Here is a 26,242-nt window from a genome sequence, read left to right on the forward strand (position 1 = left end):
TCAGCCTCCTCCCGGCTGCTGGTCACGGCGGCGCTCGAGGAACGCGGACAGGTCGCGCGCGAGCTCTCGCTGCGCGGTCTCCGGTCCCCGCACCCGCAGGGTGAGCGTCGCGTCTCGCGTCAGCTGTTCGACAGTGGCGAGCACGACCTGGCGCTCGTCCTCGGTCAGCGGCTGCTCGTCCTCGTCGGGCGCGGCTGCGGCCGGAACGATGTAGGCGACGCCGAAGGTGACGAGCACGCCGATCGCCGCGGCGACGCCCGCGGACACCTGCAGGTGCAGCAGGTCGGTGAGGACCCACAGCACGACGGTGGCGGCCGCGCCGGCGGCACCGCCGCCGGCGACTTTGGTAACCGGCAGCCACGAGCCCACGTCGCGCATCAGGGCGTGACCTCGTCAACGCCGCGGCGCAGCACGTCGACCAGGGCGACGCGGACCTCGGCCGACAGCAGCGGCAGCAGGGCCTTGGCCACCTCTGCCGGGTCGGTGCCGCCGAACGAGAGCGCGCGGACGGCGTCAAGGACCTTGGTCTCGTCGTCGGTGAGCTGACCCGTCAGCCCGAGGAGCCGGTCAAGCTTGATGCCGTTGAGGTCGACGTAGCGCAGCAGGTCCTTGCCGGTGGTGTCATAGGTGTCCGCGCCAGACCGGACCGCGCCTGTGCGGAAGAACAGTTCGTACAGGCCGCGGATGGCACTCTCCGTGTACCGGAAGTACTCCTCCAGACTCATGCGCTGGCGTTCGGTTTCCCCGTCGTTCTCGTGCGGGTACCGGGCGAACTGGTCGGTCAGTGCCATGTCGTTGTCTCCGTCCACTCCAGGCCAGACGTCGGCCACGATGCTGATGTCGTAGTGCCCCGGCGCTTTCGCGCGGCCGGTGCCTTCCGGCGCGGTGTGCTGCTTGGCCACGCAGCCCGCCGGGATGTTCTGGACGCCGTCGTACTCAGCAACCCAGAAGTGCGGCCGGGCCACACCGGCGCGATCGAACGCCGCCCGCACGAGGTGTAGGTGATTGCGGTAGTTGCAGTAGATCGTCGGGTCGATGCCGCGGCGTCGAGCCCGCTGCACCCACCCCACGCCGAGGTCGGCCGGCCAGTAGCCCTTTGGCTCGAGGTTGAGCACGACGCCGTGGTCGCGGCCCAGCGCCGTGATCGTCACCTTGGAGGCATTGGGGAACAGGCCCCACTCCTCGGCGCTCCAGGCGTACAGGCCGTCGATGTAGCCCGCGACCATCTGCGCGGTGCGGGGGATCGCCCTGGGACTCACCGAGTCGTACATTGTCCGCACTTCAGCCTCCTTGGATCGCGGTCACAACGGCGGCGATCGACACCAGGACCGCGATGACTGCGATGACCGTGGTGATGCCCCACCTGCGGCCAGCGGTGTTGTTCTGCTGCTGCAGCAATAAGGCGTCGATCTGGCGCTGCTTGTGCGCCCCCTCGACTTCGAGCTTGGTGATGCGGGTGGCGTGATCGCCGAGCTTGACGTCCAGCTTTTCGTCCAGCCTGACGAAGGAGGACTTGAGCTCGTCGAGCAGGGACATCACCCAGGCGGCTGAGACGTCGTTTTCGGACATGGCACATGGCCCCCTTGGAGTTGATTGGTTGTCCGCTGTGGACGTTCAGGCGAGGCCTTGGGCAAACACGGCCATCCAGCCGATGTTGTCGGCGTCTGCCTCCAGCTTCCCGGTGCCGGCGTCGTTGTATGCCGACAGCCCAACTGTGATCTGCCCACCGGAGGGCGTGACGTCGGAGAACACCTGGGACAAAGCCTGGAAGTCGTCGAACGCGGTGGCGGTGTGGATGCGGCGCTTACGCGCGTAGGCCTTCTTCGGGGTCGACGTGGTCACCGACGCGCCACCGGCGGCACGGATCAGGAAGAAGCCGGTGCCCACAAGCGTGTTGGTCCACCCGGCGTCGACCAGGACCCAGTAGTTGATGCCGGTGAACGCGGGCACCGTCAACGTCTGCAGCATGACCTCACTCGTCGTGAACGTCGCGCTGTCGACCGTCCACGTGGTCTGTCCGACGAGCCTGCCCAGCGCGTTGAGCCGGGCCGCGGTGGCGTGGTTGCCTGCGGCGAGTGACATCGCTGACCTCCTACAGTCCGATGTAGTTCGGTGCGGCCAGTTGCACCGGCGCTCCGGCGGCGTGGCTCTTTTCCACGCCGTTGACGCTGCGGGCCGACACCGTCGCGGTCTGCGGGCTCGACGCCCCGGACATGGCCGAGACCGTGATGACCTCGCCGCCGATCTGCAGGTCGAGCGGGTAGTCGCCGGAGTCGGTCGACCACAGCTCTTGCGTGGACACGATCGACAGGCTCAGGGCGCCGCTGGAGACGCCGACGCCCAGCGTCGAGCTGCCGCTGTCGATGCGGTCGCGTGCCGCGTCGTCGAGCACCAGGACGTCGTAGGGCGAGGCCGGTGCGCCGGTGGTCTCGATCTTGTGGTCGAACGCGCCGAGGGTCTCGGTGTAGCCGCGCGCGATCTGGTCGACGACGTCGTAGCTGTGCGAGTCGGCGACCGTGCCGGACACCGTCAGCCGGTCGCCGATGTCGAGATCGAGCGCGGCCGCGGACAGCGTCGCGTTCGCGACCACGTGCGGGCTCGCACGGTCGATCGCGATGGCCGGGTAGCGCGGCTCGTCGACCGTGCCCAGGCGCAGCAGCCAGTTGGCGAGGTCGGGCAGCTGCGCGTCAGCCTCGACGTTGACGTCCACTGTGGAGTCGTAGCGCCCGACGCCACCGGCCGAGGGGTCAAGCACCGACATGCGGCCGGTGGTCTGCACCGCGCGCGCGGTCGCCCCGTCGACCCTGCGGGCGGTGACGTCGTTGCGAGTGGCCTGATCGTCGTCGACCGGCTCGTACGGTGCCGCGACCTCGCCCGCCGCGTAGTCCAGAGAAGCTCGCGCGCCTTGGCTGTAGATCGACTCGCGGGTGCGGTAGGCGACGCCGAGCTCCCCGCACGACTCATAGAGGATGCCGGTGTCGGCGGCCTCGCACTCGCGCAGCAGCTCCAGCAGCGTGCCCACCGGCTGCGGTCCCATCCGCATGGACGAGGTACGCGTGCCGTGGATCGCGACCGAGACCGCGTTCTCGGTGCACAGCCGAACGATCCGGGCCGCGGCGGTCTCGCCGATGTAGGCGTTCAGTTCTAGGGCCAGGTCGAACAGCGTCGTGATCTGGTCCTGCACCGAGATGTGCCCGATGACGGAGTCGCCGAGGTTTCGCTGCGGTGCCATCCACACCCGCGTCGCGCGCCCGGTGGACTGCGCCGGCGCGGTGCCGCTGGTGAACGCACCCCCGACGGCCCCGACCTGCAGAGTGCTAATCAGCCAGTTGACGTCGCTGCCGCTGTCGGAGAGCTCGACGCTGACGCGCAGCAGCTTGCCCTGCGGAGCGAAGCCGATGTTGGCGGTGGAGAACGGGATCGTGACCTCGTCGCGGCAGCCCTCCAGCCGCAGCAGCCCGGCACCGCCGTAGACCAGCTGCCAGAACGTCAGGCTGCCGCTGGTGTAGACGCGGGCGATGATCGCGTCCGTCGCGACACCAGCCGCCGGCATGTGCATCAGGAACCGCAGCTGGATCTTGCCAGTGCTGGTGTAGGTCGGGACCGACGCGTCCCATGTGGACGTGCCCATCGTGGGAAGCGGTTCGCTGCACACGAAGCCGTCATCGGCCGACAGGCTCGGCGTTCCGGCGATCACCATCGGCGGTCCGTCGGGCAGCCCGGACGCGATCTGCACGGAGTCGCGGCCGTCCTCGCACGGCCAGTACGCCACCGGACTGATCGACAGGAGCGCCCGGTGCAGCGCCGAGTGCAGCACCGGCGCGCCCTGACCGAGGCGGCGCATGATGCCCCACGCCTCGATCGGCACCCACTTGTCGTTACCGGACAGGTCCCACCGTGGCGGCAGCGACGACACCTCACCGATGTAGCGCGGCGAGGACACCACGACGTCGGTGTAGGTGAACACCCACGGCAGGGCGTTGCTGTTGCTGGCGGACACGCCGGACCGGATGCCGACCCACCCGGCGCGCGCGGCCGGCAGGGTGCCGCTGACGTGCCATCCCGCCGGCTCCGCGGCCGAGGCCGCCCACACCTTCGCGCGCAGGACCGAGCCCTCCAACTGCGCGCGGACCCGCAGTGCCTGCGACGAGGTGTGCGTCAGCCCGGCGATCGTGACGGTGTCGGAGTAGTTGGTGCCGTCGACGTGCATCAGCTTCACCGTGACCGCCTCGGCGGAGGTGATCACCACCCGCACTATGTAGTAGTCCGTAGTGGACAGACCGCCGAGCACGAGGTTGCACGGCTCGACGTCGCCGCCCGTCACGTCGGACACCGCCAGCGACACCGTCGCCGCGACGTCGACCCTGCCCTGCACCAGGCCGGCCAGGTAGGTCATGCGGAAGCGGTTGGTCACGGGGACCGAGTGCGTGCCGCCGGACGGAGTCACGGCGAACTCGCCGGCCACCGTGCCGACAGATCCGTGCGTCGTCCACGGGTGGCCCGAGCTCGACGTGTCCCACCCGTTCGCGACGATGCGCGCGAAGACATCGGCGGCCAGCCGCAGCGCGAGCCGCAGCGGGGTGTTGCGGCCGAGCGTGCCGTACCACGGGCCCACCGGGTTGCGCGGCGAGAACCGGCCGTCGGAGTTGTCGAGCTGCAGCCCCACCCGAGACGGACCCGCCTGCCCGTTCTCGGAGCGGTCCCCGCGCTCGACGTCGAACGCCTCCTTCACCCGGATGTAGTCGGCGATCGACTGCCAGTCGCCACCGACGTACATGTCGGCGTCCAGCGGAAGCTGCGTGTCCGGAAAGCTCACCGTCGCCCCCTTCCCAGCACGAGCTGCACGTCGCCGCCGCGGGCGACGATCTCCTTGGACAGGACCTCGACCAGCAGCGCGCCCAGCTTCGAGCCGTCGCTGCCGATCTCCAGCCGGATCGGACGCTCACCACGTGCCGCGGCGAACCCGCCACCGGCCGCGCCGGCACCCGTCCCGCCGGCACCGCCGCCGAACTGGTCTCGGGTGCCCTCGGCGAGCTGTCGTGCCGCGGTGACCGCGACTCCGCGGCGCGAGTCGATACCCGCGCCGAACGCCGCGGCGATCGACTGGCCCGAATAGCTGACCCAGCCCTTGCCCGAGAACGGTCCCTCGATCGCAGGGCTGAAGGGGAACAGGTTGCGGATGCTGCCGAGCGCGCCGGAGATCTTGTTCTTGACGGTCTGCACCATGCTCATGAAGCCGTCGGCGAGGGACCGCAGCATCGACGCGCCGCTGTCGTAGAGCTGCCCCGGCAATCCTGACAGGACGGACATGATCTTGCCGGGCAGTTCGGTCACTCTGCTGATCAGGTTTCCCAGCCAGGTCACCGCCGCGGTGTAGGCGGAGGAGAACGCGCCGCCGATCGCCGACGCCACGCGCGGCACTGCGCCGACCAGCCAGTTGATCGCGGCGCTCAGCCTGCTGCTGATGTCGAGCGCCATCGTGCTCACCAAGCCGATCACCCACTGCATCGCCGGGGCGAGCAGACCGACCAGCCAGCCGACCAGCTGCGCCACCAGCACGATCAACGGCGTCAGCGCCGACACGATCGCGATCAGCGGCGGGAACAGGGCGGCGGTCAGGGGGACCAGCGACACCATGATGTTGACCAGCTCGTCGAGGATCGGCGCGACCGCCGACAGCGCGCCGAACAGCAGCGTGGCCAGCGCGCCCGCGAGCGAGCCGACCAGCGGCAGCAGCGGCATGATCGCGTCGAGCAGCTTGAGCAGCGCGCCCGAAACGAACTGCACGATCACGCCGAGGATCTGCGTGACGATCGGCACCAGCGCCACCAGGATCGGCGCCAGCCCCCCGACGAGCGACGCGACCACCTGAGCCAGCGTGGGAATCAGCGACATGATCGGGGTGAGCAGCGAGGCGAGCACCGGCACCAGCGGCATCACCGCGTCCACAATGGACGCGAACACCGGGGCGAGCTGCACCAGGACGGCGCCGAGCTGGGTGAAGATCTCCGCCAGCGCTCCACCGGCCGCGGCGAGCAGCCGGCCGATCGCCTCCGCCAGCGGCATGATCGCCGTCGCGACCGCCGCGAGCGCCGGACCGAGCGCGCTCAGCACAGGCCCCAGCGCGGAGACCAGCGAGCTGACGAGCGAGCTGATCACGGGCAGCAGCGCCGACAGGATCGTGCCGCCGACCGCAGCGAACGTGCCCAGCAGCGTGCCCAGGGTGGGCAGCAGCTGCGCCAAGAATCCGCCGAGCGCGGAGAACGCGGTGCCCGCACCCTCGGCGCCGGCACTGAGGTTGGCGAAGAAGCCACCCAGGCCGGTACCGAGCGAGGCCAGCAGGTTCGCCAGCCCGTCGATCGCCGGGCCGCTGGCCTTGAGGGCCGTGACGAAACCCGGCATCGCGTTGACGGCCAGGCCGGTGATGCCCTCGGTGAGGGTCAGCAGCATCGGGCCGACCGCGGCGAACGCCTGCCCGAGCATCGGGGCGATCTGGGAGAAGCTCTTGCCAAGCTCGCCCGCGATCTTGACGAACACGGGCACGAGCGGCGCGGCCGCCTTGGTGAGCTCGGCCTTGACCTTGGTGCCCAGGCTCGTGAACGCCGCGACGACCTGAGCGTTCTCCTTGAGCGCCATGGCGCCGAGCCCGGCGATCGCCAGCGGTAGCGCGGCCAGCGCGCCACCGGCTAGCAGGGCGCCACCAGCCGCGGCCGCGCCGACGCCGGCGAACACCTTGGTCAGCGTCAGCAGCGCCGAGACGTTGCGCCGGGCCATGTCGCCGGTCATCTGGCCGGCGTGGCGCAGCACGACCGCGGCCGCCATCGCGGTCGCGCTGATCCCCTTGATGATCTTGCTGACGCCGTCGCGGCCCAAGAAGTTGAACAGCAGGCTGGTGTCCGACATCGCGAGGAGTCACCTCCTCGCATCGGATCAGCCGGTCAACGCCGCTGCTGGCGTTGTTGCTCGGCGTGGTGCTTACGGATGGCGTCGACCTCGGCGAAGCACTGCCGAAGCTGCGCGACCGTCAGGCCTTGTTGCTCGGACGGCGGGATGTGGAGGTGGAGGGCGATTTCGACGGCGTATTCGTGGCGCCGCTCGGTGAGGCTTTTCCCTTGGCCGCCACGTCCTCGGGGGTGATGTGCTTGGCCAGCTCGGTGTCGATGTACGCCAGTGCCTTCTCGCGGTCCGCTGCGGGGAGCGTCGCGTTCTCGGTCTGCTTGCGCATCGACAGCAGCTCGTCGCGGTCGAGCTCGATGGTGAACGCGCGCCGCTCGAACCGGGGCAGGTCGGCGTACGCCAGCGTCGGGTGGATCAGGCGCTGCAGGTGCCACAGCAGTACCCGCCGGGCCCGCGTCTGTCCCTGCAGGATGCCGACGTGGAACTCATCGAACGTGCCGCGGTAGTGGTACTCGATCTCCTCGGCCGCGTCGTCGAAAACCTTGTTGGGATCGAAGTCGTCCCACACCTGCTCGTCGCCGTCGGACGGCTTGTACTTGATGATCATGGCGGGATCACACCTTTCGTCGGAGCCGCTTCTCGGCGGCCTTGATCACGTTGCGGGCAGCCCGCTTGTGCGCGCTGCGGTCTGCTCTCACGGTCTTGTCGAACCAGCCCGGCGCACCGACCTGGCGCACGCGCTGGCGCGGGTTGCCGATCATCGGCCGCCGGAACGACTTCTGGTTGAGGCGCTTGGGCGCGTTGCGGAACTTGCGGACGTTGGGGGTCTTCTTGGCCTTCAGCGTCGCGCCGGGGAACTTGCCGGTCGGGCGGATCTGCACCATGACCTTGGCCGCGACGCGGCTGCGCAACTTCATGCCGGCGTGGCCCTTGCTCGGCATCGCCCGGATCGCCGCGCGGGCCTTGGTCCGGGTGGGGTTCAGCGCGCCCCGGAACTCCTTGACCATGTCCTTGCGCAGCGCCTTGCCGTCCTCTTCCGACTTCATCGCGCGGGCCAGGCGCACGAGGCGCTTCTCGTCGTAGGTCATCTCGACCGGCACGCGATCACCACCTACTCGAAAGCAATTCTTCGAGTGTTGCTTTCAAGTAGGTCAGGCGACGGCGCGGGCGATCGCGCCGGAGGTCTTCCAGTCGACGTCGAACTCGTTGACGCCACCGACCTCACCGGCGATCGGCTTGTGCGAGCTGACCAGCAGGTTGCCCGAGTAGGTCGGGTTGCTCGCGCTGACCGCGGTGTTGACCGCGCGGGCCGAGAACGTGACGACGGTCCCGAAGATGCCCCACAGGATCTCGTCGAGCGCGCCGTCGGCCAGGTCGTTGATCCACTTCAACGCGAGCGCACCATCCTTGAGGCCACCCAAGCGCGTCTTCCAGCCCAGGCTGCCGAACGTCGTGACGTCCTTCTCCTCGACCTCCATGCCGAGCTCGGCCTTGGCGCAGTAAGTCGACAGGTCGTTGCCGGAGACCGTCACCAACGCGGCGGTCAACACCATGAAAGTCATTGCTACCTCACTTGATTCCGAAGGAGACGACGAACAGGAACGACGGCCCGACGCCCGTGATCGTCCACTTGGGACGCCACCAGGTATCGGTGATCGCGCCCGCAACGCGACCGGCTTCCTGCGCGCCAGTGTCGGTCGCGGCCGCGAACGACAGCCGCGTCGTCGGGCTGGCAAACGCCTCGGCGTCGTCGGACTCGATCTCGACCGTGATCGACGGCGTGGTGCCCGCGGCCGACAACACGTGCAGGCACGCGTAGAGGTGCTGGCCGGCGGCGACCGCGCCGAGCTCCAGCGCCGTGCCGGTGCCGGTGGCGGTACGTGCCGTGCCGGGCGGATGGGCGATGAGACCGCGTGCGGTGGGCCAGTCGCCCTTGGCCTCGGCCTCCCATGGCGCGACCTCACCGACCGCGCCGAGCAGCTTGTAGGTCGTGCCGAGCGCCTTGGTCAGATACGCGACGTCGCCGACCAGGGCGCCGTGCTCGGTCGCCGTCCACGCGTCGTGCGCGCCCAGTCGCGCCCACATGTGGTCGTCGACCATGGCGGCGCTGCCGGCTTCCCAGAAGCCGGATGCCGACACCGACGAGTCGAACAGCCCGCCGGTGCGCTCCTTCGCGCCGCCGCTGCCGAAGGTCGTGCGGTCCTTCTCCTCGCGGTCCAGCGCCAGCTCGACCTTGTTGCTGACGCCGGTGAGGTCGACACCGCCAGCGAACAGCCGGCAGTTGGTGAGCACGCGGAACATCAGTCACCTCTTCCGATGATGTAGACCTCGATGTCGGCGCCGAAGTGGAAGCTGCCCATCGGGTGCTCGTAGAGGCCGATACCGCCGGCCTTGCGCACGTGCACGTCGTGGCAGGCGCCGCCGAGCGCACCGGCAGCGGGTGTGCGGGTGGCTTCGAGCGCGGCCTTGATCGACGTCGACCCGGTGCGCTTGAGGTAGTTCTGCAGCTCGATCTGCCCGGACCGGTCATCCGATCTGGGCACGAGCACCCGGCAGGTGACCACCCAGGCCTCCATGCCACCGGCGAACGACTTGTCGTAGTCGATCTCCATCTCGGCGGGGAAGAAACTCGGCGGGTTCGGGGCGTCCGGCACGAACTCGAAACACCGCAGGCCGGTGATCGTCGCGGCCGCGGTCTTGAGTCCGCGGTAGACCGCAGGGATGTCCACTGTGGATGGCACCTCTCTTCCGGTGAACAGGAGGAAGCGAGGCAGGCCGGGGCGCCCTCGTTGACGTCTCGCTCGCCCTCGAGGGCGGCCCCGGCCTTGGTGTCCCGATCCGCCAGTCGGGACGTTCTGGTGCGCTGTCAGGCCAGCGCGAGCCGCCGCAGCGGCTGCAGCAGCGCCTCGACGTCGGGGTCGACGCGCGTCACCCGCACCGGGCCCCACGCGTCCGACGCGGCGACGCCCTCGGGGGAGTCCTTGCGGCGGAACCGGCGGGCGGTGAGGATGCGCGAGGCCTGCACGACCTCGGCGGGTATGGACGGCCAGCCCCACCGGGTGCTGACCCGTAGCCGTTCGTCGGCGCTCAGCGGCCAGCCGACCGTGCGCAGCAGGCTGGTCACCGGCCGACCGCGCACGATCGCGTTCTCCGGCAGGAACTCCACACTGGACGTGACGTCGGTCCACGTCGATCCCGAGCCGATCTCGACCACGATGTCGTCGGTGACGCCGATGTCGTCGACGATGAAGCTCTCCGCGCACCGCGCCGGGTCCGGACGCGAGATCCGGCCGTGCGGGGTGAAGATCCGCGTGACCGCCACGGGGTCGAGCCAGAACCGCCGGCCGCACTCGTTGTCCACCGCGCGGCACGACGAGTGGATCGCGTCGTCGAGCAGCTCGTCGTCGGTGTCGTCGCTGATGCGCATGGAGGCCTTGAGGGACTCGCGCTGGATGTAGACCGGGTCCGGCATCTCGCCCCCTCAGTGCTCGTGCGGGAACAGCTCCGTGATCAACCAGTCCTGCGCGAGCAGGTCGGCGCCGGTCGGGTGCCACACTGCGAGCGTCGAGGCCGCGAGGTCGACGACGTCGATGTGCGGCTCGTAGCTGACGGTGCGGCCGACGAGCTGCGGGGCGGCCTGGCCCACCGGGCGGTCGGCCGTCACCGCGAACGTCGACCCCGGCACGACGATGAGGAACCGTCCCTGCGGCCAACCCGACCGTGCGACGCGGACGCCCTGGAGCAGGTGCTCCAGGGCACGGCTGAAGCCGATCACCCGCGCGTCTCCGGAGTCGGCTCAGCGCGGCCGCCGCCGGCACGCGATCGCTTGGCCGCGCGCTCCGGCCGGCCCGTGGCCGTGCGCTCCTCCTGCGGCGCGGGCACGGCGCCGTCGGCGTTCTGCTCGGTTGCGGGCACGGTGGTTTCCTCCTCGGGCATTGCGGCCGCGGCGGTCTCGGACGGCGCGCCCTCGACCACGGCGTTGGTCGCCTTCTCGCCGAGCGTCGCGGCGATCGCCAGCTCGGCAGCGCGCACCGGGGCGACGCCGGCGACGAGCTCGGCCGCGAGCTCGCGCAGCTGCCCGGCGAGTTCGCCGTCGGGGTCGACCACGTTGTCGTCGACCACGGCACGCGCCTGCACCTGCAAACCCTCGAGCTCGGCCTGGCGCTGCTGCTCGGCGTCGACGAGGGCCTGGCGCACGGCGTCCTCGACGGCCTGGTCGGTCGCGGCCTGGTCGACCACGACGTCGCGCGCGAGCTCCGCGCGGTCGCCGTCGCACCACACCGCGACCTGCTCGTCGGTCATCGCGACGACATCGCCGGCCACCCACGAGAAGTCGGCCCCGGCGACCGCCTGCAAGATCCTGACGAGTGCCATCAGGAGTGCACCGCCGGAGCGACCCGCGGGTTGGCCAGGATCACCGTCGCACCGTAAACGCCACCGGTGGTCGTGCCCGCCGCGGTGACGATGGCGCGCAGGTAGCGCTTGCTGCCCGTGTAGCCGATGTCGTAGGTCTTGTTGTCGTCGGTGCTGGCGATCACCGGCTCGGTGCCGAGCAAGTAGGCGTCGGCCACCGCGGCGAAGCTGGCGTTGTCGTCGGAGTCCTGCACCTCGATGGTGTGGGTTCCGTCGGTGATCGCGCCGGTGTGCACCACGACCATCGCGTCCTGGTAGCCCAGGCCGTTGTCGTTGCGGTCCACGCCGGTGCCGTTCGCCGACGCGGTGCGCGCGACCGGCACGAGGCTGCTCTTGGCCCGCAGCGTGCTGTAGACGTCCATCAGGGGTGTCCCCTTTCGAGCATGGGTGGTGGCCCCGCACCGCGCGCAGGAACGCGGCACGGGGCCCCTTCTGTGGGGTGCAAGGAGGTGCGGCCCGGATCGGGCCCGCGATCAGGCCGCGGCGTGCTCGTAGGCGCGGATCGCCGAGGCGTCGTCGACCATGCCGTCCAGGCGCGCGAACGCCAGGAACGCCACCTGCAGCGACTCGGCGTAGCGCTCCGCGAGGCGCAGCAGCTGCACGCTGAGCACGTTGCGGACGATGTAGCCGGCGTTGATGTCACCGAACACGATCGACCGGGCCGACGCCGCCGGGACGGGCATCGAGTTGTCGATCGTGTACTCCCAGCCGTTGATGGTCGCCGGGAAGCCCCGCTCCGGAACCGGCACCCACAACGGACGGCCCTGGGTGTCCTTGAGCTTGCGGATCACCGCCAGGGTGTCGTCGTGCAGCAGGTACCGGGCGCGGCCGCGGTCGCGGTACGCGACGTCGACGGAGTGCTCCAGGTCGACCAGGTCGTCGTAGATCACCGACGTGGTCTGACCGCCCGCACCGGTCTTGCCGATCGTGATGTTCGTGGTGATGCCCTCGGGCTGGCTGACGCCCGTGCCGACCGCGAACGCGCGCGCCGAACGGCGGCCGATGCGCTCGCCGAGCTTGCGCGCCAGCCACGTCTCGACGTCGATCGCGGAGTCCTGCAAGAACGGCAGCGACGCCTTGACCATCTTCGACGAGACGATGAACGCGTCGAGCTCGCGCTGACCGATCGTGACGTCCAGCTCGGTCACCGCGGTGTTCTCGCCGAGGAACTCGCCCTCGTTGCCGGTGTCGTCGTTGGTCGGCCACGGCAGCTTGTTGCCGGTCGCCGTGTTGATCACGTTGGCCAGGCCCAGAATTCCGCCGAAGGCCTTCATGGTCTCGGTGATCGTGGCCCGGAAACCCTCCGGCACCATGAACCCGCCGGCGGTGCCGACACCTGCAGCCTGCGCCCGCTGCGCGCGGCCGCTGCCGGCGAGCAGGTCGTCGTAGGTGCTGCGCAGCAGCTGCTGCTGCTCGGGCGCCAGCGCGGCCATGCCGTCGCGCATGTAGCCGTCGAACGCCTCGGCGTAGCGGCGGTCGTGCTTGGCGCGCTCGACCGCGTCGCCGTCGACGTCCTCACCGGTGACCTGGATGATCTGGGAGCGGTCGACCTGCTCCAGCTGCGCCATGCGCTGCAGTCGCTCGATGTCGCCGGAGACCTCCGAGAGCCGCTTCTCGGCGAGGTCCCAGTTCGCCCGCTCCTCGGCGGACATGTCGCGGTCGCCGGTCTCGGCGGCGTCGCGGATGTCGAGCATCCGCTGCCAGACCTTGTTCTGCTCCTCGACCAGGCGGTCGAGCTGTGCGGTTGCCATCAGTGGTTGTCCTTCCCAGTCGGCAGGCCCAGGCGGGCCCCGTAGGCGTTGATCAGGTCGTTGGGGGACAACCGAGTGGTCTTGCCCGGCTCGGCGTCGTCCTGGCGAGTGGGCCTGCCCGGCTCGCGGTTGACGACCTCGTTGGGGTACAGCAGGTTGCGCAGCTCCGGCTTGTTGCGGCAGCTGCGTTCGATCGCCGCGTCGTCGCCGCGGTGCCGCAGTGCGGTCGCGACGGCGCGCAGGCCGGCCTCGGTGTCGGTGTAGGCCGGGAACGTGACGGAACTGACCTCGATCAGCCGCACCTCGGTGATGCGGCGCACGTCGACCTCGATCGGGTCGTCGTACCCGGCGACCTCGATCTCCTCGGTGGTCCACGTGTCCTTCACGACGTAGAACCCGAAGGACATCCCTGTGATGTTTCCGTTGCGGATGTTGGCCTTGAGGTCGTTGACGTAGGACAGATTCGTGTCCAGCGCCGAGTCGACGGTCACGCCACGCTGCTCCTCAGCCAATAGCAGCGTGCCGGCCGACACGCGCGACACCACGTAGTAGGAGTCGTGGTCGATCAGCTTGCGGGCGTCACCCTCTCCGAGCGTCTTCTTGCACGCGCCGGGCGCGATCTCCTCGTAGAAGCCCCACCGCAGCGGGTTGCCGATCGCGGTGCGGGAGTTGTAGACCACGGCCGTGCCGTGGAACCGCTCCGCGCCGTCACCATCCGCGCGGATGTTCACGCCCGCCACCGACAACGGCAGGCTGCGACGCTCTTCCTCAGTCGTCGTCAGGGTCATCGCCGTCCTCTTCGTCCTCGTCCGCAACGGACGCCTTGGTGGATGCCTTGCCCTGCTTCGGAGTGCTTCCGAGCGGCGCCATGTTCAGCGGCTGCAGGTAGGTGTCGCCGCCCTCGACCGGCGGCTCGTTCTCCTTGTGGCGGATGTCGTTCGCGCTGTACGCGCCGACCTCGCGCATGACCCGGTAGAACTCCGCGCGCGCCTGCGAGTCACCACGCAGCAGACCCTCGACGGCGTACTCGCCGTACTCGTCGCCGAACAGCAGTTCCTTGGTGATGCGCTCCTCGGTCGGTGTGAGCCACACCGGCGTGAGGTCGAACTGCACGAACCCGAGCGCCTGCTGCTCCAGCCCGGTGCCCCACGAGGTGCTCTTGCTGCTCTCCATCAGCAGGAACGGGGGGACGCCGAACATGCGGGCGATCTCGTAGATCTGAAACACCCGTGACTCGAGGAACTGCGCGTCGCGGTAGGGCATCGTCAGCGACTGGAACTTCGCGTCGGAGTCGAGCACCGCGACGTCGTAGGCGTTGTTGACGCCGGAGACCTTGGCCCGCCACTGCTCCTTGAGCTGCTTGGCCTGGTCGGGGTCGAGCCGCTGCTCGGTCTGCAGAATGCCGGAGAGCATCGCGCCCTGACCGAAGAACTTCGCGCCGGCCTTCTCCGCGGCCACCGACAGCCCGATGCACTGCGCCGCCATGCGGATCGGCGAGATACCAGTGACGCCGTCGTAGCCGAAACCGGGGATGTGCAGGATCTCCCGCGACGTCATCGGGTGCATGACGCCCCAGTCGTCGACGACCGAGAAGATCTTGCCGCTGGGCAGGTCCGTCGTGGATGGCACCTTGCCGACCTGTACCCGGTCCGGGGTGATCGGCCACAGCTCGACGACCTGGCCCGCGCGGTTGCGGACCTTCTGCGTGTAACTGTTGCCCCACAGACACCGCGAGCCGTAGCTGTGCCGCCACAGCTCGGACCGCGTCATCTCCGGGTGCGGGTCGCGCAGCAGCTTGTTCTTGACCCGCTTGCGGGTTATCTCGTCCTGATAGATCCGCAACGGCAGCGACGCCGAGACGAACGAGATCAGCGTGACCGCCCGCCACACCGCCGGCATGTGCAGCGCCGAGCGTTCCGACACCTGCACACCCGCGTCGGTGCGGGCACCACCGAGCCACTCCACCAGCGACGCGGACGTCAGCGGCACGGCCGGGTTCTCCGGGCTGGCCCGCATCGACGTCACCGTGCGCGCGACCGCGCGTCCCAACGTCACCGCGCACCACCGGCCACCGCGACGTCAGCCGCGTCCACCGGCTCGTCCTCGGGTGTCTTCGCGGCCGCGCGGAACGCCCGCCAGGCGGCCGAGACGCTCGCGCCGACGGCGGCCGCAAGGCGCATGTCCTTGCCCGGCTCGCGCGTGTTGGCCCACAGCACCAGAAGCACCGCGGCGCCGAGCAGCACCAGCGGCGCCCACACGAACCACAGAAACGCCACCGCCAGCCCGTAGCCGACGGCCTCGACGAAGTTGGTCAGCACGGCAGACCTCCGAATCAGTACAGGTTCGGCGGGCCTGCCGCCTTGACGATCTTGTCCACCCGTGCCAGGTGCGCCCACCGCGCCAGCGTCACCGCCACAAGCGGGCTGATATCGCCGTTGGAGACCTTGCGGCCCCACGCGTAGGTGTCGCCCAGGGGCCGGGAGATTGCGTTGCCCATGGCGCTGTTAAGCGCCGGTTGGTCGCGGTGCCGCAGCTTGTCGTTGCGGCAGGAGTCGGTGAAGTCACCGCACGCGGCCGCGACGTCCAGCATGGACGCGACCACGAGCTCACCCTGCCGCGGCTCGTCCGGCTTGGCCGGCGGGCGCAGGCCTGCCTTGTCCAGCTGCATCAGCAGCGTCACGCTCGGCCCGCGCGCGTCGATACCGAACGCGACCGGGTTCCACCGCTCCCGCAGCCCGAGAAGGAAGTCGACGAGCCATTCGGTGCCCTCGCGGTGCGCGATCAGCTCGACGTGCCCGAGCTCGTCGCCGCGCACGCCGTACATGGCGACCGCGGCATAGCGGCGATCCGGGGTGATGTCCACACCGAACGCCACCGGGTCACCGGCCTGCGAGTGCTCGTCCGCGAGCGCCGGCCACACCTCGGCCGGCACGTTCGGATCGGTCTTGACCTTCCGGTCACGGGTGACGTTGAGGTACGCGCGGTCGAACTCTTCCGGCTTACCCTCGCCGACGAGCTGCTCCAGCCTCGACTGGATCCGCTCCACGGTGACGGTGTGGCCCAACGCCGGCATGCACGAACCCCACGTCGTCGGGTCGTTGCGGTCGTAGACGCCACCCTCGACGGTGAAGTCGAAACACGCCGTCTTCGACGACAGGCCCGACTCGACGATCGAGTGCGCCGCCGCGCGCTTGCCGTTGACGTAGAGCGACTTCTCGGTGCCCGCGGTGGACACGACGTAGAGCTGCGGCTGCTTGCGCGTGATCATCGCCGGTTGCATCGCGTTCTCGGTGCGCGAGTCCTCCTGCGAGAACGCCTCGTCGATCGTGCCCATGTCCAGGGTCGGACCGTGACCGGCGGTCTCGGTGTTCGAGGTGATGCCCCACTTGGACCGGTTGTGGAACTTGATCGCCTCGGACCCGTTGCGCAGCACGATTTTCCGGATGCGCTTGTTGATCGACGGCGCCGCCTGCAGCGCCGGCACGTGCTCGTCTTCCCACTTCTCACGAGCGGCGTTGCGGGTCTGCGCGGCGTAGAGGATGTTCTGCTTGGGCCAGGCGCTCGCCCGCCACGCCATGATCGCGAGCTCCAGCGTCGTCTTGCCCGACTGCCGGGGCACCATCAGCAGGATCTGGTCGTACCACAGCAAACCCGTGTACGGGTCGACCTCCAAAGACACGTCTGCGACGTACCTTTGCCACGGCATGAAAGGCGTGCCGAGCGAGGCCGCGAACTTCGCTGCCTTGGACCCGTAGGTCTTGCGCGTCAGGTCGCGCGGGGTGCCCCACTTGGGAATGCAGTGCAGGCCGTAGAGCTCTTCGAGCTGGGCCCGCAGGAACTCAGTCCGGGTCTCCAGCGTCGTCAAGATCATCCTCCTCGGCGGGAGGCCTCTGCCGCGAGGACGTGAGCTCGTGCAGCGTGTGGCGCAGCTCGCGCGTCAGCGACGGCAACTTCTCCGAGCCGGTGTCGATCTCGCGGGCCAGCGCGTACGCGACCTCCACGAGCGTCGGCTCGAAGTCCTCCAGCTCGTCGAACAGCTCGACGTCCGCGCGCACCTGGTCCTGCACCGGGCCGGAATGCTTGCGCCGCTCACACGACGGGCACGGCGGCGCCTGGTCGAGACCGAGCATCGAGGCGTGCTCGCCGAGCAGCTCGGCCACCGTGGTCTTCATGGCGCGGGCGAACAGCGCGAGCTCATCGACGGTGACCTCACGCCGGCGAGCGCCATCCTTGTCGCGTCGGCCGGTCTCGATGTAGCCGACCACCGCGGCGCTCATCGCCTGCGGCGCACCGGCGTCCCAGAGCTCGACGGCGAGCTCCTCGCGAGTCATGCCCTGGCGCTTGCGGTAGTCCCTGATCGCGGCGGCTATCGCATCGCTGATCACGGTGATCCGATCACTCATCGCACCGATCACCCCCAGCCGTTCGTGATCTTCGGGGGAGAAATCTTGGGAGGGTTGGGCGCGGGGTCTCCCTGCCGACCCCTTCCGACTTCCCACACCCCCTCCCACCTGCGGAAACTGTTTCCGCAGGTCAGAGTGGGTGCGACGGGGTCAAGCGAGGGTCGACGTCACCAGCTGCGCGACGTGCCAAGCGAGGCCTGCGCGTCGGCCTGGCCGTGCGGGTCGGACCGCGCGTACCACTGACGGATCGCCTCGGTCGTGCCGCGCGGGCGACCGTCCACAGTGGCCCGTCGAAGGCACTCGGCCAGGCCCGGATCGAGCAGCCGCACCTCGGCGCCGAGCCGTCGCGCGAGGGCGTTGCGCTGTGCTTGCCGGGGCAGGCACCGCACCACGTAGGCGGTACCGGTGAAGTCACCGGCCTGCAGCCGCGCGAGCAGTGCCCGCATCCGCAGCTCGGCCAGCCGGGTCACGTACCTGCTGTGCATGTGGTTGCGGGGACTGCCGAGCTGGCGGGCGATCGCGTCCCGGTCGACCAGCAGGTCGTCGGCCTGGGCCAGCTGCAGCGCCAGCGTGGTCTTGCCCGAGCACGGTGGACCAGCGATCAGCACCACGCGCGGCGACATCACCACTCCCGCGAGGTCTTGAGGTCGGGCTTGTGTGGACGGTTTCCCTTGCTGGAGTTGCACGAGCGGTGCGCCGAGCGGGAGTTGTCCAGCGTCGCCGGGCCACCGCGCGAGAGCGGGACGACGTGGTCGACCGTGAAGCTCATCCGGTCGTTCCACGGCAGGTTGAGGTTGATCGGCTTGCCGCACAGCCAGCACCACGGCATGTGCTCACGAAGGTGGGCGACGATGCGCCGGTGTGGCCGGCCTTTGCGTCCCGCTGTCTCCGCCACGCTGTCCACCCCCGGACAGCAGGAAGCCCCGGTTCCGAGAGGCTCGGGCCGGGGCTTCGGGTGCGGTGTCCAGTGCAGACACGTCACCAACTTGGATCACGTTACGTTGCGTGCTGATCAGCGCGCAACACTAGGTCCATCTCGGCGCGTCGCGATGGCTGCACGGTAGCGGCGCAGCTGCTCGACCTGGTCCGGTGTCCAGCCGTGCCGCGCGGCTACCTCGTGCATTGCATTCGGGCCGCCGCAGACCCAATCGTGCTCGTGCTGCTCCTCGCACTCCCACCCGACGAACACGCCGTAGAGCCACGCGTCTCGGCGGTCGTGCCCCCAATCGCGTGCGTCGTGGCACATCAGCCCGTGCACGCGTTCGAGCGCCTCGGCCAGGACGTCGGCCTGCTCGGTCTTGGCGGCCTGCAGCTGGGCGCGGGTGGCCTCGACTTCGGCCAGGTCCCACAACCGTTTCCGTGGTTCGCCGTACTGGGCCCAGCGGTAGCGCGACGCCCACGAGCGCACGGTGGGCTCGGCGACGCCGTACTCGGCCGCGATGGTCTTGGTGTCGACGAGCTGCTTGCGAGGTTTGATCATGCTGGTGGCCCTGTCGGTGTTGATCCGGTTGCGCGGTCCCAGTCGTCGGCCGCCTCGATCTGTGATGCGAGGCGTCGCCAGTTCTCGCGCGGCCAGCCCTTGCCGCAGCGCGGGCAGCCGAGGTGATCGGCGTCGGGGCGGACCATGAGCAGGTAGCCGCAGCGCATCCCGTCGAGGTACTCGGGGCAGCGGCCGAGGCGGGCTTTGCCGCGGGACTCGTGCGCCACGTCGCGCAGGACCGTCGCGACGTTGGTCAGCTCCCACACCGCCAGCCCGGCGAAGTCCTGCTTGCACAGCCAGTGCCACCACCTGCGCAGGACCATGACCGAGGGCCACCTGCCCGGCGGCGGCACCGGATAGAACTGGCCGAGGTCAGCGCACACCCGGTCAGCCCAGTGGTTCACCACCATCTCGAAGTCCTCGGGCTCACCTCTGCGCGTCGCGATCGAGCGCCAGTCGAACACGGCGAGCACGGCGTCATCGGCCGGGCTCATCGATCGCGGGACCGACGACGAGCGGCCGGAGTCGCTGCCGCGCTTGAGCAACAGCGACTCCGGGTCCGTCCACAGCGCGTGGGCGATCCGCTCGATGTCGTCCAGGCCGACCATCCCCTCACGCAAGCACGGCTCGCACACCCGGAAACCGGGCAGCGCGAGACGGCCCACGCCAGGGTGAACCGCGCACGGCTGCGATTGCCGACCGAGTGGATCGAGAGTCACCAACGCGTCACCACGCGGGTGATCGCTCGGCAGAGACGGGCCAGGGCGCCGGTGTCCGCGGGCAGCTGGTTCCCGGCGGTCGTCGTGGTCAGCATCTTCGCGCGGGCGGGCGGCAGCAGCTGCTCATCGACGTCGAAGATGCGGGCCATGTCGGACACCGTGAGCGCGGTGTCGTCATGAGTGTGGGTCTCGTCGAGCACCGTGATCACGGCGGCCGGTGTGCGGGCGGGCAGCGGCAGCAGGCCGCGGGCGCGCGCGACGGCGGCGTGAGTACTGCCGCAGAAGTCAGGGTCCATCCATGGCAGCACGAGCTCGGCGCACTCGGGCAGTCGGCATTGGGCGTTGCTGGTCATCGGTTCCTCCTGCGGCGGCGGGCGGTGCCTTCGGTTCAGTGGCGGCCGTGGCGGACGACGCGCGTCCACGTGGGTCTGCCGCCTTGTGGGCAGGTCTTGCGGTGCGGGGTGTGCAGGCGTTGCCCGTGTGCGCGGGCGGCCGGGATCTGCAGGGCGTCGAGCGGGTGACAGCGCGGGCCGCGGTCGTCGACGGAGAGCACGAGGTGCCCGTCGGCGCTGGGCTCGGCGTCGATCGGGCTCTCGACGTTCTTGCGGGTGAGCGCCCACACCACCGGGGCGTGGCACCAGCCGCACGGCACCCGGTGCTCGGCGATGTCGCGGCGCACCTGCTCGACGGGCAGCAGCCGCCGGCTTGGCGGTGGCGGTGCGGACGGTTCGGGCAGTGCCGGGTGGGCGCCCTCGGGGAAGGCGGCGTCGGCGGCCGCGACGCGACGCCAGCAGCCGGGGCCGGTGCGAGGTTTGCCGTGCGGCACGTGGCACGGCTCGTCGTAGTCGGCGCCGCAGCCGTCCGGTGCCGGGCAGTCGGTGCGGTGGATCTCGTGCTCGGCACGAGGCGGGTGACGGTGCGGCTTGACGCAGTCGTGGCCAGCCGGCGCGCCGCAGCCGAGGGGCAGCGGTGGGCAGGCCACGCGGCGCAGGTGTTCCTGTTCCTGCAGCAGCTCGTAGGTGCCCTGGTCGTGTGGGTGTCTGCGGGTCATCACGGTGGGCCTTCCTGTCTGGGTGCCGCCGGAGGCGGAGTGATCGGAGTCGGGGTGAGGCGAGTGCCGCGGTGGTAGATGTCCGGGCTGCTGCTGTCGCGTGCCGGTTGGGTGTCCAGCGGTGAGGCCCGAGGAGCAGAAGAGCGCGGCTGCCCGACCCATCCCGGACCCTCCGCAGGGCCTGTTCCGCGTTGTTGGTGTTCGTGTTGTGGCTGTTCAAGGGCGTCGTTGACCGTGATGTGGTCGTTTGTCCCCGGTTGTGGATCAGGTTGTGGATCACTGTTCGAATCAGCGACGTGATCACCAGCGAGTTCGTGATCGGTTGCTGTTTCGTCGGTGATCGGTTGGTGATCGGGAAGGTCGAGCAGCACCTGCCCGCTTGCCCGCCACGCGGCCTTCTCGTCCTCGGTGGGCTCGGGCAGCAGGACCATGTCCGCTTCGGCGGGCGTGCGGTGTCCCTTGTGCTCGTTGCACCGTCCACACGCGACGACCAGGTTGATTCCGTCCGCACCCGCCACGAGATCCGGATCGACGTGGTCGTAGGTGAGGACCTTGCGGCGGTCGCGGGACCGGCCGGCCTTGGGCAGCAGCACCCCGGAGCGGCAGTAGCGGCAGCAGCCGCCGTCGCGCTCGTAGACCAGCGCCTTGAGCTTGCCGTTGCGCAGGTCGGCCTTCTGGCCCCTGTTGCGGTCGTTCTCCTTGCGGCTGGGGTTGCGCTTGAGGAACTCGTGCAGCCGGTACTCGAACCCGGCGATCCAGGTGTCACCGAGGCACTCGCACTTGTCGCCGGCCTTGTGCAGCTTCGGCGCCATGCCGAGCACAGGCATGGTCAGCAGCACTAGAACGCGCTTGCTCGTCACGGCCTGGCGCACCGCGGCGCCGGTGACGTAGCCGTCGTGACGCACCAGCGATGCCTTGGCCATCAGCCGGTGGTAGCTGGCCTGCAGCGAGTCGATCAGCGCCTGCTTGCCCTCGGCCAGAACCGTCCACTCCGGGTCGTCGGCGAACGTGTCCGTGGTCAGGTAGTACGGCATCAGCTCACCGGCCTAGAGGTTGTGCGCACGCGTGTGTCCTTTCAGGACGGTTGCCGGTGGATATGCGTGTGCGGCGGACGGCGCCTCGGGGAAGAGGGCACCGGCCGCCGCGGCGGGTGGGTGGGGTCAGTACGGGGGCTCGTCGACGAACGCGAACGCCACCAGGCTCAGCGCGGCCTCGTCACGTTCCGGCGAGTCGAACACCTCGTACTCGGCTACGTGGGCGTCAGCGCAGCCCGCGCAGTCGCAGCCGTTCGGGTGCGGCTCGCACGCCGGGCACCCGCTGTCGCTGCACGCGTAGCAGTCCGGCTCCTCCTTGGGCAGTCCGGGTTCGTCGTCCCAGTCCAGGTACTCCTCGTTGCAAGCGTGGTCCGGGTTGTCGCAGCACTCGTAGCTCATCGGAACCCGTTGTTCTTGCAGCGCTGCAGCTGCTCGTCGATCTCCAACCGGAGCGCGGCGGACATGGCGACGGTGCGGTCGATCACCTCGACGTCGTCGAGCAGCGCGATGTCGTCGAGCTGCCGGGGCGCGGACACCACGACAGTGCTGTCGATGTGCAGGCCCAGCGCCTCGACGAGCGCAGGGCCGTGCGCGAGCGAGTCGACGAGCAGCACCGTGCCGTAGCGCGGGCCCAGTCGAACGACGTTGAACGGTTCGGCCGAGTCCGCAGAGACCTGCTTCGGCAGCGTGGCCGCGACGACGTCGCAGATCTGCGCGAGGAAGTCACGGTTGAGCCTGCCGCGCATGCCGGGGTTCTGGTCCAGTGCACCGATGAGCTCGGCAAGCACAGCGTGCGCGAGGACGCTGCCGGGCTGCCACTCGTGGTGGGCGGTGTCTAGGCGGGCGGTGACGGCTGCGACGACGCGTTCGGCCAGCTCGGATGCCTCAGGCCCGGAAAAGGCCTGGGCGAACCGGATTTGCTCCTTGATCGCCTCGTAGACGCTGGCCTTCATACGCTCGGCGACCGAGCGCACCTCGACGTCGCGATCGAGGATCTTGCCACGCAGCTGGTCGGGGCTGCTGACCACGAGCGTGGTCTTGCGGTTCAGCGAGGCTGCGCGCACGGCGTGGTGCCCGCTGGGCTGGCTGTCGGCGATCAGCACGGTCGCGATGTGGGACATCACAGGTCTCCCGGTTCGATGCGTGGCCCGGCGAGCACGGCCTGGGCGGCGAGGCGGGCGAGGTTGTCGACCCGGTTGAGCGCGGAGTCGTTGACGTTGCGCAGCGGCTGGGACGGGTCGCCGTTCGGGCTGCACCTCGCCCACGTGCTGAGCACGGCCACGACCGTGGCGACCGGCGGTTCGCCGAACAGGTCGGCTACCCAGGGCGCGGGCAGCCCGACGCACGCGTTCTTCGGCAACTGGTCGGCGGCGGTGTGCGACACGGACACCTTCACGCCACCGTCGACGACAACCAGCCCACCGACCGGCCACGTAGCCGGACGGCCGGCCTGTCCCTCAGGAACGGCGGTCAGGGCGAGGTCGTAGTCCACGAGGACCTCGGCACACCAACCACAGCGCTGCCTCAGCAGCTGTCCGATCTGGACGTCGAGCCCCGCGATGTGCACGACGCCGTGCTCGAACGGGTCGCCGGTCGGTTCGATGGCGGTCAAGGGGTGTCTCCTCGGTCGTTGCGGTAACGGTTGGTGCGCTGGGCTTCGCGCTGCTGGTGGCGCTCGTGCTGGACGTCGCGCAGCACGAGCTCGCCGCGTACGGCGGGCAGTCCGAGCGCGCCGATGTCACGCTCCGGCGCGGGGTCGTCGCGCCTCTCGGCGAGTACGGCCATCACCACCAGGGCGGCGATGACCACGGCGGCGATCACGCCGACGATGAGCCAGTTCACTCGTTCTCCTTGGGGCGCAACAGGTCGGTGACAGGCATGTGCTCGGCGAGCCGCTTCGCGACGGCGTGCAGTGGGTAGTCGTCGCGGCGGTCGATCTCGATCACGCGCACGCGCAGGCGTCGGTTGGCCGCCTTGTGCAGCGCGACGAACGCCTCGCGGGACAGCCAGGACGGCGCGTCGAGCCAGCTGGTGACCCGGCCTGCGAGGATGCGGCGGGCCATGTGGGCGACATCGAGGTTGTCGACGACCACGTCGACAACGTGGCCCGGCGGGTAGAACTGCAGCCCGCGGCCGACCGCGAGCGCCAACAGTGCCCGCACCGGCCAGGTTCCGCCGAGGTCGTCCGAGCCCTTCTGATGCCAGCCGGCATCGGTGAGCGCGGCCCAGCCGACGGGGCGGCCGTTGTCTGGGCGCCGCCCGGTACCGACAGTGAGCACGTTCCCGCGGCCGCGCAGGTGCTCGGGCAGCGCTAGCTGGCCAGCCTGCACCCACAGCGACGTCTCTCCCCAGAACCGGATCACAGCCGGGGCGCCGAACACGTGCTTGACGGCGGTCACCTCGTCGACGTCGCGCACGAGCTCCCTCGCGGCCGCGAGGGCGGTGTCGCGGGTGTCGCCGCGGCCCTGAAACCGTGACCGGTTCTCGCGCAGGCACACGCAGTCCACCGACCACAGCCACGCTCCGGACACGGCGCTGCCCAGCGAGATCTGCAGTGAGTGACGGCCCGCCAGGTGCCGCACGGCGCGACGCACGGCGGCGACCGGCCGGCTAACCACGTGCACCGACGGACGGCAGCGGTCGGATCAGGCCGAGTTCGTAACCACGGCGGACGGCGTGGGTGCGGTCGCGGACGCCGAGCTTGGGGAACAACCTGGCCGCCCGCTCCTGGACGATCGCCTCGGTCACGCCCGTGTGCGGCCCGATCTCGCGGTAGGTCCGGCCCGTGGAGATGAACGCGAGCAGCAGCAGCTCGTCACTGGTCAGGTCGACCCGGTCCGTGCTGGGCGGCACCGTCAGCCAGCCGCGGTACACCGCGATCGACACGGCGTGTGAGCGGTCGCGGGCACCGATGCGGCGGTAAAGGCGGCGCATGGTCGCCCGCACGGTGTCCTCGGCGATCCCGAGCGCGTCCGCGGCCTGCAGGTAGCTCTTGCCTCGCGACATCTCGTCGAGCTGCTGCAGCTCGCGGGGCGTCGGTTCGATGGATGCCTTGCGCGGGCTCATCGCCGCTCACCCCCGGCGGGCGTGAGCAGGCCGTGCTCGAACCCGAGACGGATCGCGTGCGGCCGAGATCGGGCGCCGATCCTGCGGTACAGATCGCGTGCCAGCTTGCGGACGTAGTTCTCCGCAAGCTCCAGCCGCTCGGCGATCTGGTCGCTCGTCTTGCCGTGCGACATCAGCTCCAGCACCTGCCGCTGACGCAGGCTCGGCGTGCCCGGCAACGGGTTCACGTTCGACGGGGTGAGCAGCTGCCGCTCGAACCCGAGCCTTACCGCGTGCCCGCGGTTCTCGGCGCCGAGCCGGTCGTACATCCGCTCGACGCGCCGCCGGGCGGTGGATGAGGAGAGCGCGAGGTCGGCACTGATTTCGCGGTCGGTCAGGCCGCGTGAGATCAGGTCGAGGACCTCCTGTTCCTCGACCGGTGTGGGCGTCGAGGACGTCGACGACCGCACCGGCGTGCTCGTGGCGGTCATGGCCTCACCACTACGGCCGACGGCACCACCGCGGTGACGGGCGGCTGCGGCTGCACACCGGTCGCCGGAGCGGACGGCTCGACGGGCGAGAGCTCGTCGCAACCGGACAGCACCAGCACCACGGCGGCGACGGACGCCAGCAGCGCGAGCCGCGGAAAGCAGCCCCGCCCCTTCGTCGACTCGGAGTCGTTGGCCCACGTGTCCCCGGCGCTCATCGGCCAGCCGTCACGGTCGCCTCGGGCGGGGCGAGGAGTTCGGCCTCGTCCACCGCGCCGCCCAGCCCGCGGACCTTGTTGAGCAGGTACAGGATCGTCTCCTGCTGGCGCGTGACCTGCCGCTGCGTCGCGGCCAGATCGGCGATCGCCGCGCCGCGGTTGGTCATCGCGTCGAAACGCTGGTCGCGCAGCCGCGCGTTGTGCGCGCGCAGCTCACCGATCGTGGTCGACGCACGCCCGTAGGCCTTGTTGCGGTCGCGGAGTTCGATGCGCAGGTGGTCGCGCTCGTTGGTCAGCGAGTCGCGGTCCGTCTTGTGCTCGGCCACGGCGTCGGCGTAGAGGCCGGACAGCGTCTCCCACGCCAGCCCGACCGTGCGGATCTCGGTGACCATCGCGGCGATCAGCGGCCCGAAGACCTCGTTGTGCACGCGAGTCATGTGCCCACGCCAGAAGGGACTTCCGGCCTCACCGTCGAGCACCTGCAGCGCACGCTCGACGAGCTCGGCGTCGGCTGGCACCTCGACACCCATCGCCTCGGGCAGCGCGACCAGAGCCTGCTCGGCGGCATGCGCGTGGATCGCGTTGCGGTCGAGGGCGACCTCGGTGCCGCAGCCGCTGCACCGGTCGGGGTCGAGCAGCGAGCGGGTGCTGTGGATCTGCACCGTCACGATCAGCTTGGCGATGCGCGCCGCCCGCACGTCGGGCGTCGGCTGCTCCAGGCTGGGACGGATTTGAACGGTCAT

The 26,242-nt window shown here is 70.0% G+C and carries 37 protein-coding genes; all 37 read right to left on the reverse strand.

The features are described 5' to 3' along the window. Positions 1-378 carry a hypothetical protein gene (locus BLR21_RS13250; protein ID WP_090006149.1) on the reverse strand — a complete coding sequence of 126 codons (378 nt, stop codon included), beginning with the start codon at positions 376-378 and terminating at the stop codon, positions 1-3. Next, on the reverse strand, positions 378-1,280 hold the full coding sequence (locus BLR21_RS13255) for a hypothetical protein (protein WP_143027704.1): 903 nt from the start codon (positions 1,278-1,280) through the stop codon (positions 378-380). Before BLR21_RS13255 ends, BLR21_RS13250 begins: the two co-directional genes overlap by 1 nt. Position 1,281: 1 nt before the next feature. Then, positions 1,282-1,569 (reverse strand): hypothetical protein, encoded by a 288-nt coding sequence (locus BLR21_RS13260; RefSeq protein WP_090006151.1) that lies wholly within the window; start codon positions 1,567-1,569, stop codon positions 1,282-1,284. A gap of 45 nt (positions 1,570-1,614) precedes the next feature. Next, complete coding sequence (locus BLR21_RS13265; protein WP_090006152.1) at positions 1,615-2,082, reverse strand: hypothetical protein; 468 nt, start codon at positions 2,080-2,082, stop codon at positions 1,615-1,617. Between the two features lie 10 nt (positions 2,083-2,092). Further along, positions 2,093-4,816 carry a hypothetical protein gene (locus BLR21_RS13270; RefSeq protein WP_090006153.1) on the reverse strand — a complete coding sequence of 908 codons (2,724 nt, stop codon included), beginning with the start codon at positions 4,814-4,816 and terminating at the stop codon, positions 2,093-2,095. Next, positions 4,813-6,903 carry a phage tail protein gene (locus BLR21_RS13275; protein WP_090006154.1) on the reverse strand — a complete coding sequence of 697 codons (2,091 nt, stop codon included), beginning with the start codon at positions 6,901-6,903 and terminating at the stop codon, positions 4,813-4,815. Before BLR21_RS13275 ends, BLR21_RS13270 begins: the two co-directional genes overlap by 4 nt. Before the next feature lie 121 nt (positions 6,904-7,024). Beyond that, entirely contained in the window at positions 7,025-7,504 is a 480-nt protein-coding gene (locus tag BLR21_RS13280) for a hypothetical protein (protein ID WP_090006155.1), read from the reverse strand. A gap of 7 nt (positions 7,505-7,511) precedes the next feature. Beyond that, positions 7,512-7,997 carry a hypothetical protein gene (locus BLR21_RS13285; RefSeq protein ID WP_090006156.1) on the reverse strand — a complete coding sequence of 162 codons (486 nt, stop codon included), beginning with the start codon at positions 7,995-7,997 and terminating at the stop codon, positions 7,512-7,514. A 51-nt stretch (positions 7,998-8,048) separates the two neighbouring features. Beyond that, positions 8,049-8,459: a hypothetical protein gene (locus tag BLR21_RS13290; RefSeq protein WP_090006157.1), complete on the reverse strand. Its 411-nt coding sequence runs from the start codon at positions 8,457-8,459 to the stop codon at positions 8,049-8,051. A 7-nt stretch (positions 8,460-8,466) separates the two neighbouring features. Then, complete coding sequence (locus tag BLR21_RS13295; RefSeq protein WP_256334661.1) at positions 8,467-9,198, reverse strand: hypothetical protein; 732 nt, start codon at positions 9,196-9,198, stop codon at positions 8,467-8,469. Continuing rightward, positions 9,198-9,626 (reverse strand): hypothetical protein, encoded by a 429-nt coding sequence (locus BLR21_RS13300; RefSeq protein ID WP_256334662.1) that lies wholly within the window; start codon positions 9,624-9,626, stop codon positions 9,198-9,200. Before BLR21_RS13300 ends, BLR21_RS13295 begins: the two co-directional genes overlap by 1 nt. A 137-nt stretch (positions 9,627-9,763) precedes the next feature. Next, entirely contained in the window at positions 9,764-10,369 is a 606-nt protein-coding gene (locus BLR21_RS13305; RefSeq protein ID WP_090006159.1) for a hypothetical protein, read from the reverse strand. A 9-nt stretch (positions 10,370-10,378) separates the two neighbouring features. Beyond that, positions 10,379-10,672 (reverse strand): Thoeris anti-defense Tad2 family protein, encoded by a 294-nt coding sequence (locus tag BLR21_RS13310; RefSeq protein WP_090006160.1) that lies wholly within the window; start codon positions 10,670-10,672, stop codon positions 10,379-10,381. Beyond that, positions 10,669-11,271, reverse strand: coding sequence for a hypothetical protein (locus tag BLR21_RS13315; RefSeq protein WP_090006161.1), 603 nt, complete (start codon positions 11,269-11,271; stop codon positions 10,669-10,671). Before BLR21_RS13315 ends, BLR21_RS13310 begins: the two co-directional genes overlap by 4 nt. Continuing rightward, positions 11,271-11,672: a hypothetical protein gene (locus BLR21_RS13320; RefSeq protein ID WP_218130865.1), complete on the reverse strand. Its 402-nt coding sequence runs from the start codon at positions 11,670-11,672 to the stop codon at positions 11,271-11,273. The genes BLR21_RS13315 and BLR21_RS13320 overlap by 1 nt, the downstream gene beginning before the upstream one ends. Before the next feature lie 111 nt (positions 11,673-11,783). Next, entirely contained in the window at positions 11,784-13,061 is a 1,278-nt protein-coding gene (locus tag BLR21_RS13325; RefSeq protein ID WP_090006162.1) for a phage major capsid protein, read from the reverse strand. Next, a complete protein-coding gene (locus BLR21_RS13330) occupies positions 13,061-13,849 on the reverse strand; it encodes an HK97 family phage prohead protease (protein WP_090006163.1) in 789 nt (262 codons plus the stop codon). Before BLR21_RS13330 ends, BLR21_RS13325 begins: the two co-directional genes overlap by 1 nt. Further along, positions 13,830-15,116: a phage portal protein gene (locus tag BLR21_RS13335; RefSeq protein ID WP_090006164.1), complete on the reverse strand. Its 1,287-nt coding sequence runs from the start codon at positions 15,114-15,116 to the stop codon at positions 13,830-13,832. The genes BLR21_RS13330 and BLR21_RS13335 overlap by 20 nt, the downstream gene beginning before the upstream one ends. Next, positions 15,113-15,379 (reverse strand): hypothetical protein, encoded by a 267-nt coding sequence (locus BLR21_RS13340; protein ID WP_090006165.1) that lies wholly within the window; start codon positions 15,377-15,379, stop codon positions 15,113-15,115. Before BLR21_RS13340 ends, BLR21_RS13335 begins: the two co-directional genes overlap by 4 nt. 14 nt (positions 15,380-15,393) lie before the next feature. Beyond that, positions 15,394-16,926, reverse strand: coding sequence for a terminase large subunit domain-containing protein (locus BLR21_RS13345; RefSeq protein WP_090006166.1), 1,533 nt, complete (start codon positions 16,924-16,926; stop codon positions 15,394-15,396). Beyond that, positions 16,901-17,464, reverse strand: a complete 564-nt coding sequence (locus BLR21_RS42460; RefSeq protein ID WP_176929618.1) for a helix-turn-helix domain-containing protein — start codon at positions 17,462-17,464, stop codon at positions 16,901-16,903. The genes BLR21_RS13345 and BLR21_RS42460 overlap by 26 nt, the downstream gene beginning before the upstream one ends. A 167-nt stretch (positions 17,465-17,631) precedes the next feature. Next, positions 17,632-18,087: an AAA family ATPase gene (locus BLR21_RS13355; RefSeq protein WP_143027706.1), complete on the reverse strand. Its 456-nt coding sequence runs from the start codon at positions 18,085-18,087 to the stop codon at positions 17,632-17,634. After that, complete coding sequence (locus BLR21_RS13360) at positions 18,087-18,359, reverse strand: HNH endonuclease (protein WP_256334664.1); 273 nt, start codon at positions 18,357-18,359, stop codon at positions 18,087-18,089. The genes BLR21_RS13355 and BLR21_RS13360 overlap by 1 nt, the downstream gene beginning before the upstream one ends. 117 nt (positions 18,360-18,476) lie before the next feature. Next, positions 18,477-18,944 (reverse strand): terminase gpP N-terminus-related DNA-binding protein, encoded by a 468-nt coding sequence (locus BLR21_RS13365; protein WP_090006169.1) that lies wholly within the window; start codon positions 18,942-18,944, stop codon positions 18,477-18,479. Beyond that, a complete protein-coding gene (locus BLR21_RS13370) occupies positions 18,941-19,609 on the reverse strand; it encodes a hypothetical protein (RefSeq protein WP_143027707.1) in 669 nt (222 codons plus the stop codon). The genes BLR21_RS13365 and BLR21_RS13370 overlap by 4 nt, the downstream gene beginning before the upstream one ends. 50 nt (positions 19,610-19,659) lie before the next feature. Continuing rightward, positions 19,660-20,016: a hypothetical protein gene (locus tag BLR21_RS13375; RefSeq protein ID WP_090006171.1), complete on the reverse strand. Its 357-nt coding sequence runs from the start codon at positions 20,014-20,016 to the stop codon at positions 19,660-19,662. 35 nt (positions 20,017-20,051) lie between these two features. After that, positions 20,052-20,714 (reverse strand): hypothetical protein, encoded by a 663-nt coding sequence (locus BLR21_RS13380; protein WP_090006172.1) that lies wholly within the window; start codon positions 20,712-20,714, stop codon positions 20,052-20,054. After that, the gene (locus BLR21_RS13385) at positions 20,714-21,748 is read right to left on the reverse strand and encodes an HNH endonuclease (protein WP_090006173.1); all 1,035 of its coding nucleotides are present in this window, start codon (positions 21,746-21,748) and stop codon (positions 20,714-20,716) included. Before BLR21_RS13385 ends, BLR21_RS13380 begins: the two co-directional genes overlap by 1 nt. Before the next feature lie 126 nt (positions 21,749-21,874). After that, on the reverse strand, positions 21,875-22,147 hold the full coding sequence (locus tag BLR21_RS13390) for a hypothetical protein (RefSeq protein WP_090006174.1): 273 nt from the start codon (positions 22,145-22,147) through the stop codon (positions 21,875-21,877). Continuing rightward, positions 22,144-22,869, reverse strand: a complete 726-nt coding sequence (locus tag BLR21_RS13395) for a hypothetical protein (protein WP_090006175.1) — start codon at positions 22,867-22,869, stop codon at positions 22,144-22,146. The genes BLR21_RS13390 and BLR21_RS13395 overlap by 4 nt, the downstream gene beginning before the upstream one ends. Next, complete coding sequence (locus tag BLR21_RS13400) at positions 22,869-23,360, reverse strand: hypothetical protein (protein ID WP_090006176.1); 492 nt, start codon at positions 23,358-23,360, stop codon at positions 22,869-22,871. Before BLR21_RS13400 ends, BLR21_RS13395 begins: the two co-directional genes overlap by 1 nt. Then, a complete protein-coding gene (locus tag BLR21_RS13405) occupies positions 23,357-23,590 on the reverse strand; it encodes a hypothetical protein (RefSeq protein ID WP_090006177.1) in 234 nt (77 codons plus the stop codon). The genes BLR21_RS13400 and BLR21_RS13405 overlap by 4 nt, the downstream gene beginning before the upstream one ends. Beyond that, entirely contained in the window at positions 23,587-24,372 is a 786-nt protein-coding gene (locus BLR21_RS13410; protein WP_143027708.1) for a hypothetical protein, read from the reverse strand. The genes BLR21_RS13405 and BLR21_RS13410 overlap by 4 nt, the downstream gene beginning before the upstream one ends. Then, on the reverse strand, positions 24,359-24,814 hold the full coding sequence (locus BLR21_RS13415) for a helix-turn-helix domain-containing protein (RefSeq protein WP_090006179.1): 456 nt from the start codon (positions 24,812-24,814) through the stop codon (positions 24,359-24,361). Before BLR21_RS13415 ends, BLR21_RS13410 begins: the two co-directional genes overlap by 14 nt. Next, on the reverse strand, positions 24,811-25,284 hold the full coding sequence (locus BLR21_RS13420) for a response regulator transcription factor (RefSeq protein WP_090006180.1): 474 nt from the start codon (positions 25,282-25,284) through the stop codon (positions 24,811-24,813). The genes BLR21_RS13415 and BLR21_RS13420 overlap by 4 nt, the downstream gene beginning before the upstream one ends. Continuing rightward, positions 25,281-25,499 (reverse strand): hypothetical protein, encoded by a 219-nt coding sequence (locus tag BLR21_RS13425; protein ID WP_090006181.1) that lies wholly within the window; start codon positions 25,497-25,499, stop codon positions 25,281-25,283. Before BLR21_RS13425 ends, BLR21_RS13420 begins: the two co-directional genes overlap by 4 nt. Next, on the reverse strand, positions 25,496-26,242 hold the full coding sequence (locus BLR21_RS13430) for a hypothetical protein (protein ID WP_090006182.1): 747 nt from the start codon (positions 26,240-26,242) through the stop codon (positions 25,496-25,498). Before BLR21_RS13430 ends, BLR21_RS13425 begins: the two co-directional genes overlap by 4 nt.

It is taken from the genome of Lentzea albidocapillata subsp. violacea, assembly GCF_900100275.1.
GTDB classification, from domain to species: domain Bacteria; phylum Actinomycetota; class Actinomycetes; order Mycobacteriales; family Pseudonocardiaceae; genus Lentzea; species Lentzea violacea.

Coding starts and splice junctions, on each gene's coding strand:
- BLR21_RS13380 (WP_090006172.1), bottom strand. CDS start 20,714: ATGACCCGCAGACACCCACACGACCAGGGCACCTACGAGCTGCTGCAG.
- BLR21_RS13265 (WP_090006152.1), bottom strand. CDS start 2,082: ATGTCACTCGCCGCAGGCAACCACGCCACCGCGGCCCGGCTCAACGCG.
- BLR21_RS13385 (WP_090006173.1), bottom strand. CDS start 21,748: ATGCCGTACTACCTGACCACGGACACGTTCGCCGACGACCCGGAGTGG.
- BLR21_RS13430 (WP_090006182.1), bottom strand. CDS start 26,242: ATGACCGTTCAAATCCGTCCCAGCCTGGAGCAGCCGACGCCCGACGTG.
- BLR21_RS13295 (WP_256334661.1), bottom strand. CDS start 9,198: ATGTTCCGCGTGCTCACCAACTGCCGGCTGTTCGCTGGCGGTGTCGAC.
- BLR21_RS13415 (WP_090006179.1), bottom strand. CDS start 24,814: ATGAGCCCGCGCAAGGCATCCATCGAACCGACGCCCCGCGAGCTGCAG.
- BLR21_RS13315 (WP_090006161.1), bottom strand. CDS start 11,271: ATGGCACTCGTCAGGATCTTGCAGGCGGTCGCCGGGGCCGACTTCTCG.
- BLR21_RS13355 (WP_143027706.1), bottom strand. CDS start 18,087: ATGTCGCCGCGCGTGGTGCTGATCGCTGGTCCACCGTGCTCGGGCAAG.
- BLR21_RS13390 (WP_090006174.1), bottom strand. CDS start 22,147: ATGAGCTACGAGTGCTGCGACAACCCGGACCACGCTTGCAACGAGGAG.
- BLR21_RS13425 (WP_090006181.1), bottom strand. CDS start 25,499: ATGAGCGCCGGGGACACGTGGGCCAACGACTCCGAGTCGACGAAGGGG.
- BLR21_RS13260 (WP_090006151.1), bottom strand. CDS start 1,569: ATGTCCGAAAACGACGTCTCAGCCGCCTGGGTGATGTCCCTGCTCGAC.
- BLR21_RS13320 (WP_218130865.1), bottom strand. CDS start 11,672: ATGGACGTCTACAGCACGCTGCGGGCCAAGAGCAGCCTCGTGCCGGTC.
- BLR21_RS13330 (WP_090006163.1), bottom strand. CDS start 13,849: ATGACCCTGACGACGACTGAGGAAGAGCGTCGCAGCCTGCCGTTGTCG.
- BLR21_RS13395 (WP_090006175.1), bottom strand. CDS start 22,869: ATGTCCCACATCGCGACCGTGCTGATCGCCGACAGCCAGCCCAGCGGG.
- BLR21_RS13325 (WP_090006162.1), bottom strand. CDS start 13,061: ATGGCAACCGCACAGCTCGACCGCCTGGTCGAGGAGCAGAACAAGGTC.
- BLR21_RS13375 (WP_090006171.1), bottom strand. CDS start 20,016: ATGACCAGCAACGCCCAATGCCGACTGCCCGAGTGCGCCGAGCTCGTG.
- BLR21_RS13275 (WP_090006154.1), bottom strand. CDS start 6,903: ATGTCGGACACCAGCCTGCTGTTCAACTTCTTGGGCCGCGACGGCGTC.
- BLR21_RS13365 (WP_090006169.1), bottom strand. CDS start 18,944: ATGATCAAACCTCGCAAGCAGCTCGTCGACACCAAGACCATCGCGGCC.
- BLR21_RS13280 (WP_090006155.1), bottom strand. CDS start 7,504: ATGATCATCAAGTACAAGCCGTCCGACGGCGACGAGCAGGTGTGGGAC.
- BLR21_RS13250 (WP_090006149.1), bottom strand. CDS start 378: ATGCGCGACGTGGGCTCGTGGCTGCCGGTTACCAAAGTCGCCGGCGGC.
- BLR21_RS13290 (WP_090006157.1), bottom strand. CDS start 8,459: ATGACTTTCATGGTGTTGACCGCCGCGTTGGTGACGGTCTCCGGCAAC.
- BLR21_RS13305 (WP_090006159.1), bottom strand. CDS start 10,369: ATGCCGGACCCGGTCTACATCCAGCGCGAGTCCCTCAAGGCCTCCATG.
- BLR21_RS13420 (WP_090006180.1), bottom strand. CDS start 25,284: ATGACCGCCACGAGCACGCCGGTGCGGTCGTCGACGTCCTCGACGCCC.
- BLR21_RS42460 (WP_176929618.1), bottom strand. CDS start 17,464: ATGAGTGATCGGATCACCGTGATCAGCGATGCGATAGCCGCCGCGATC.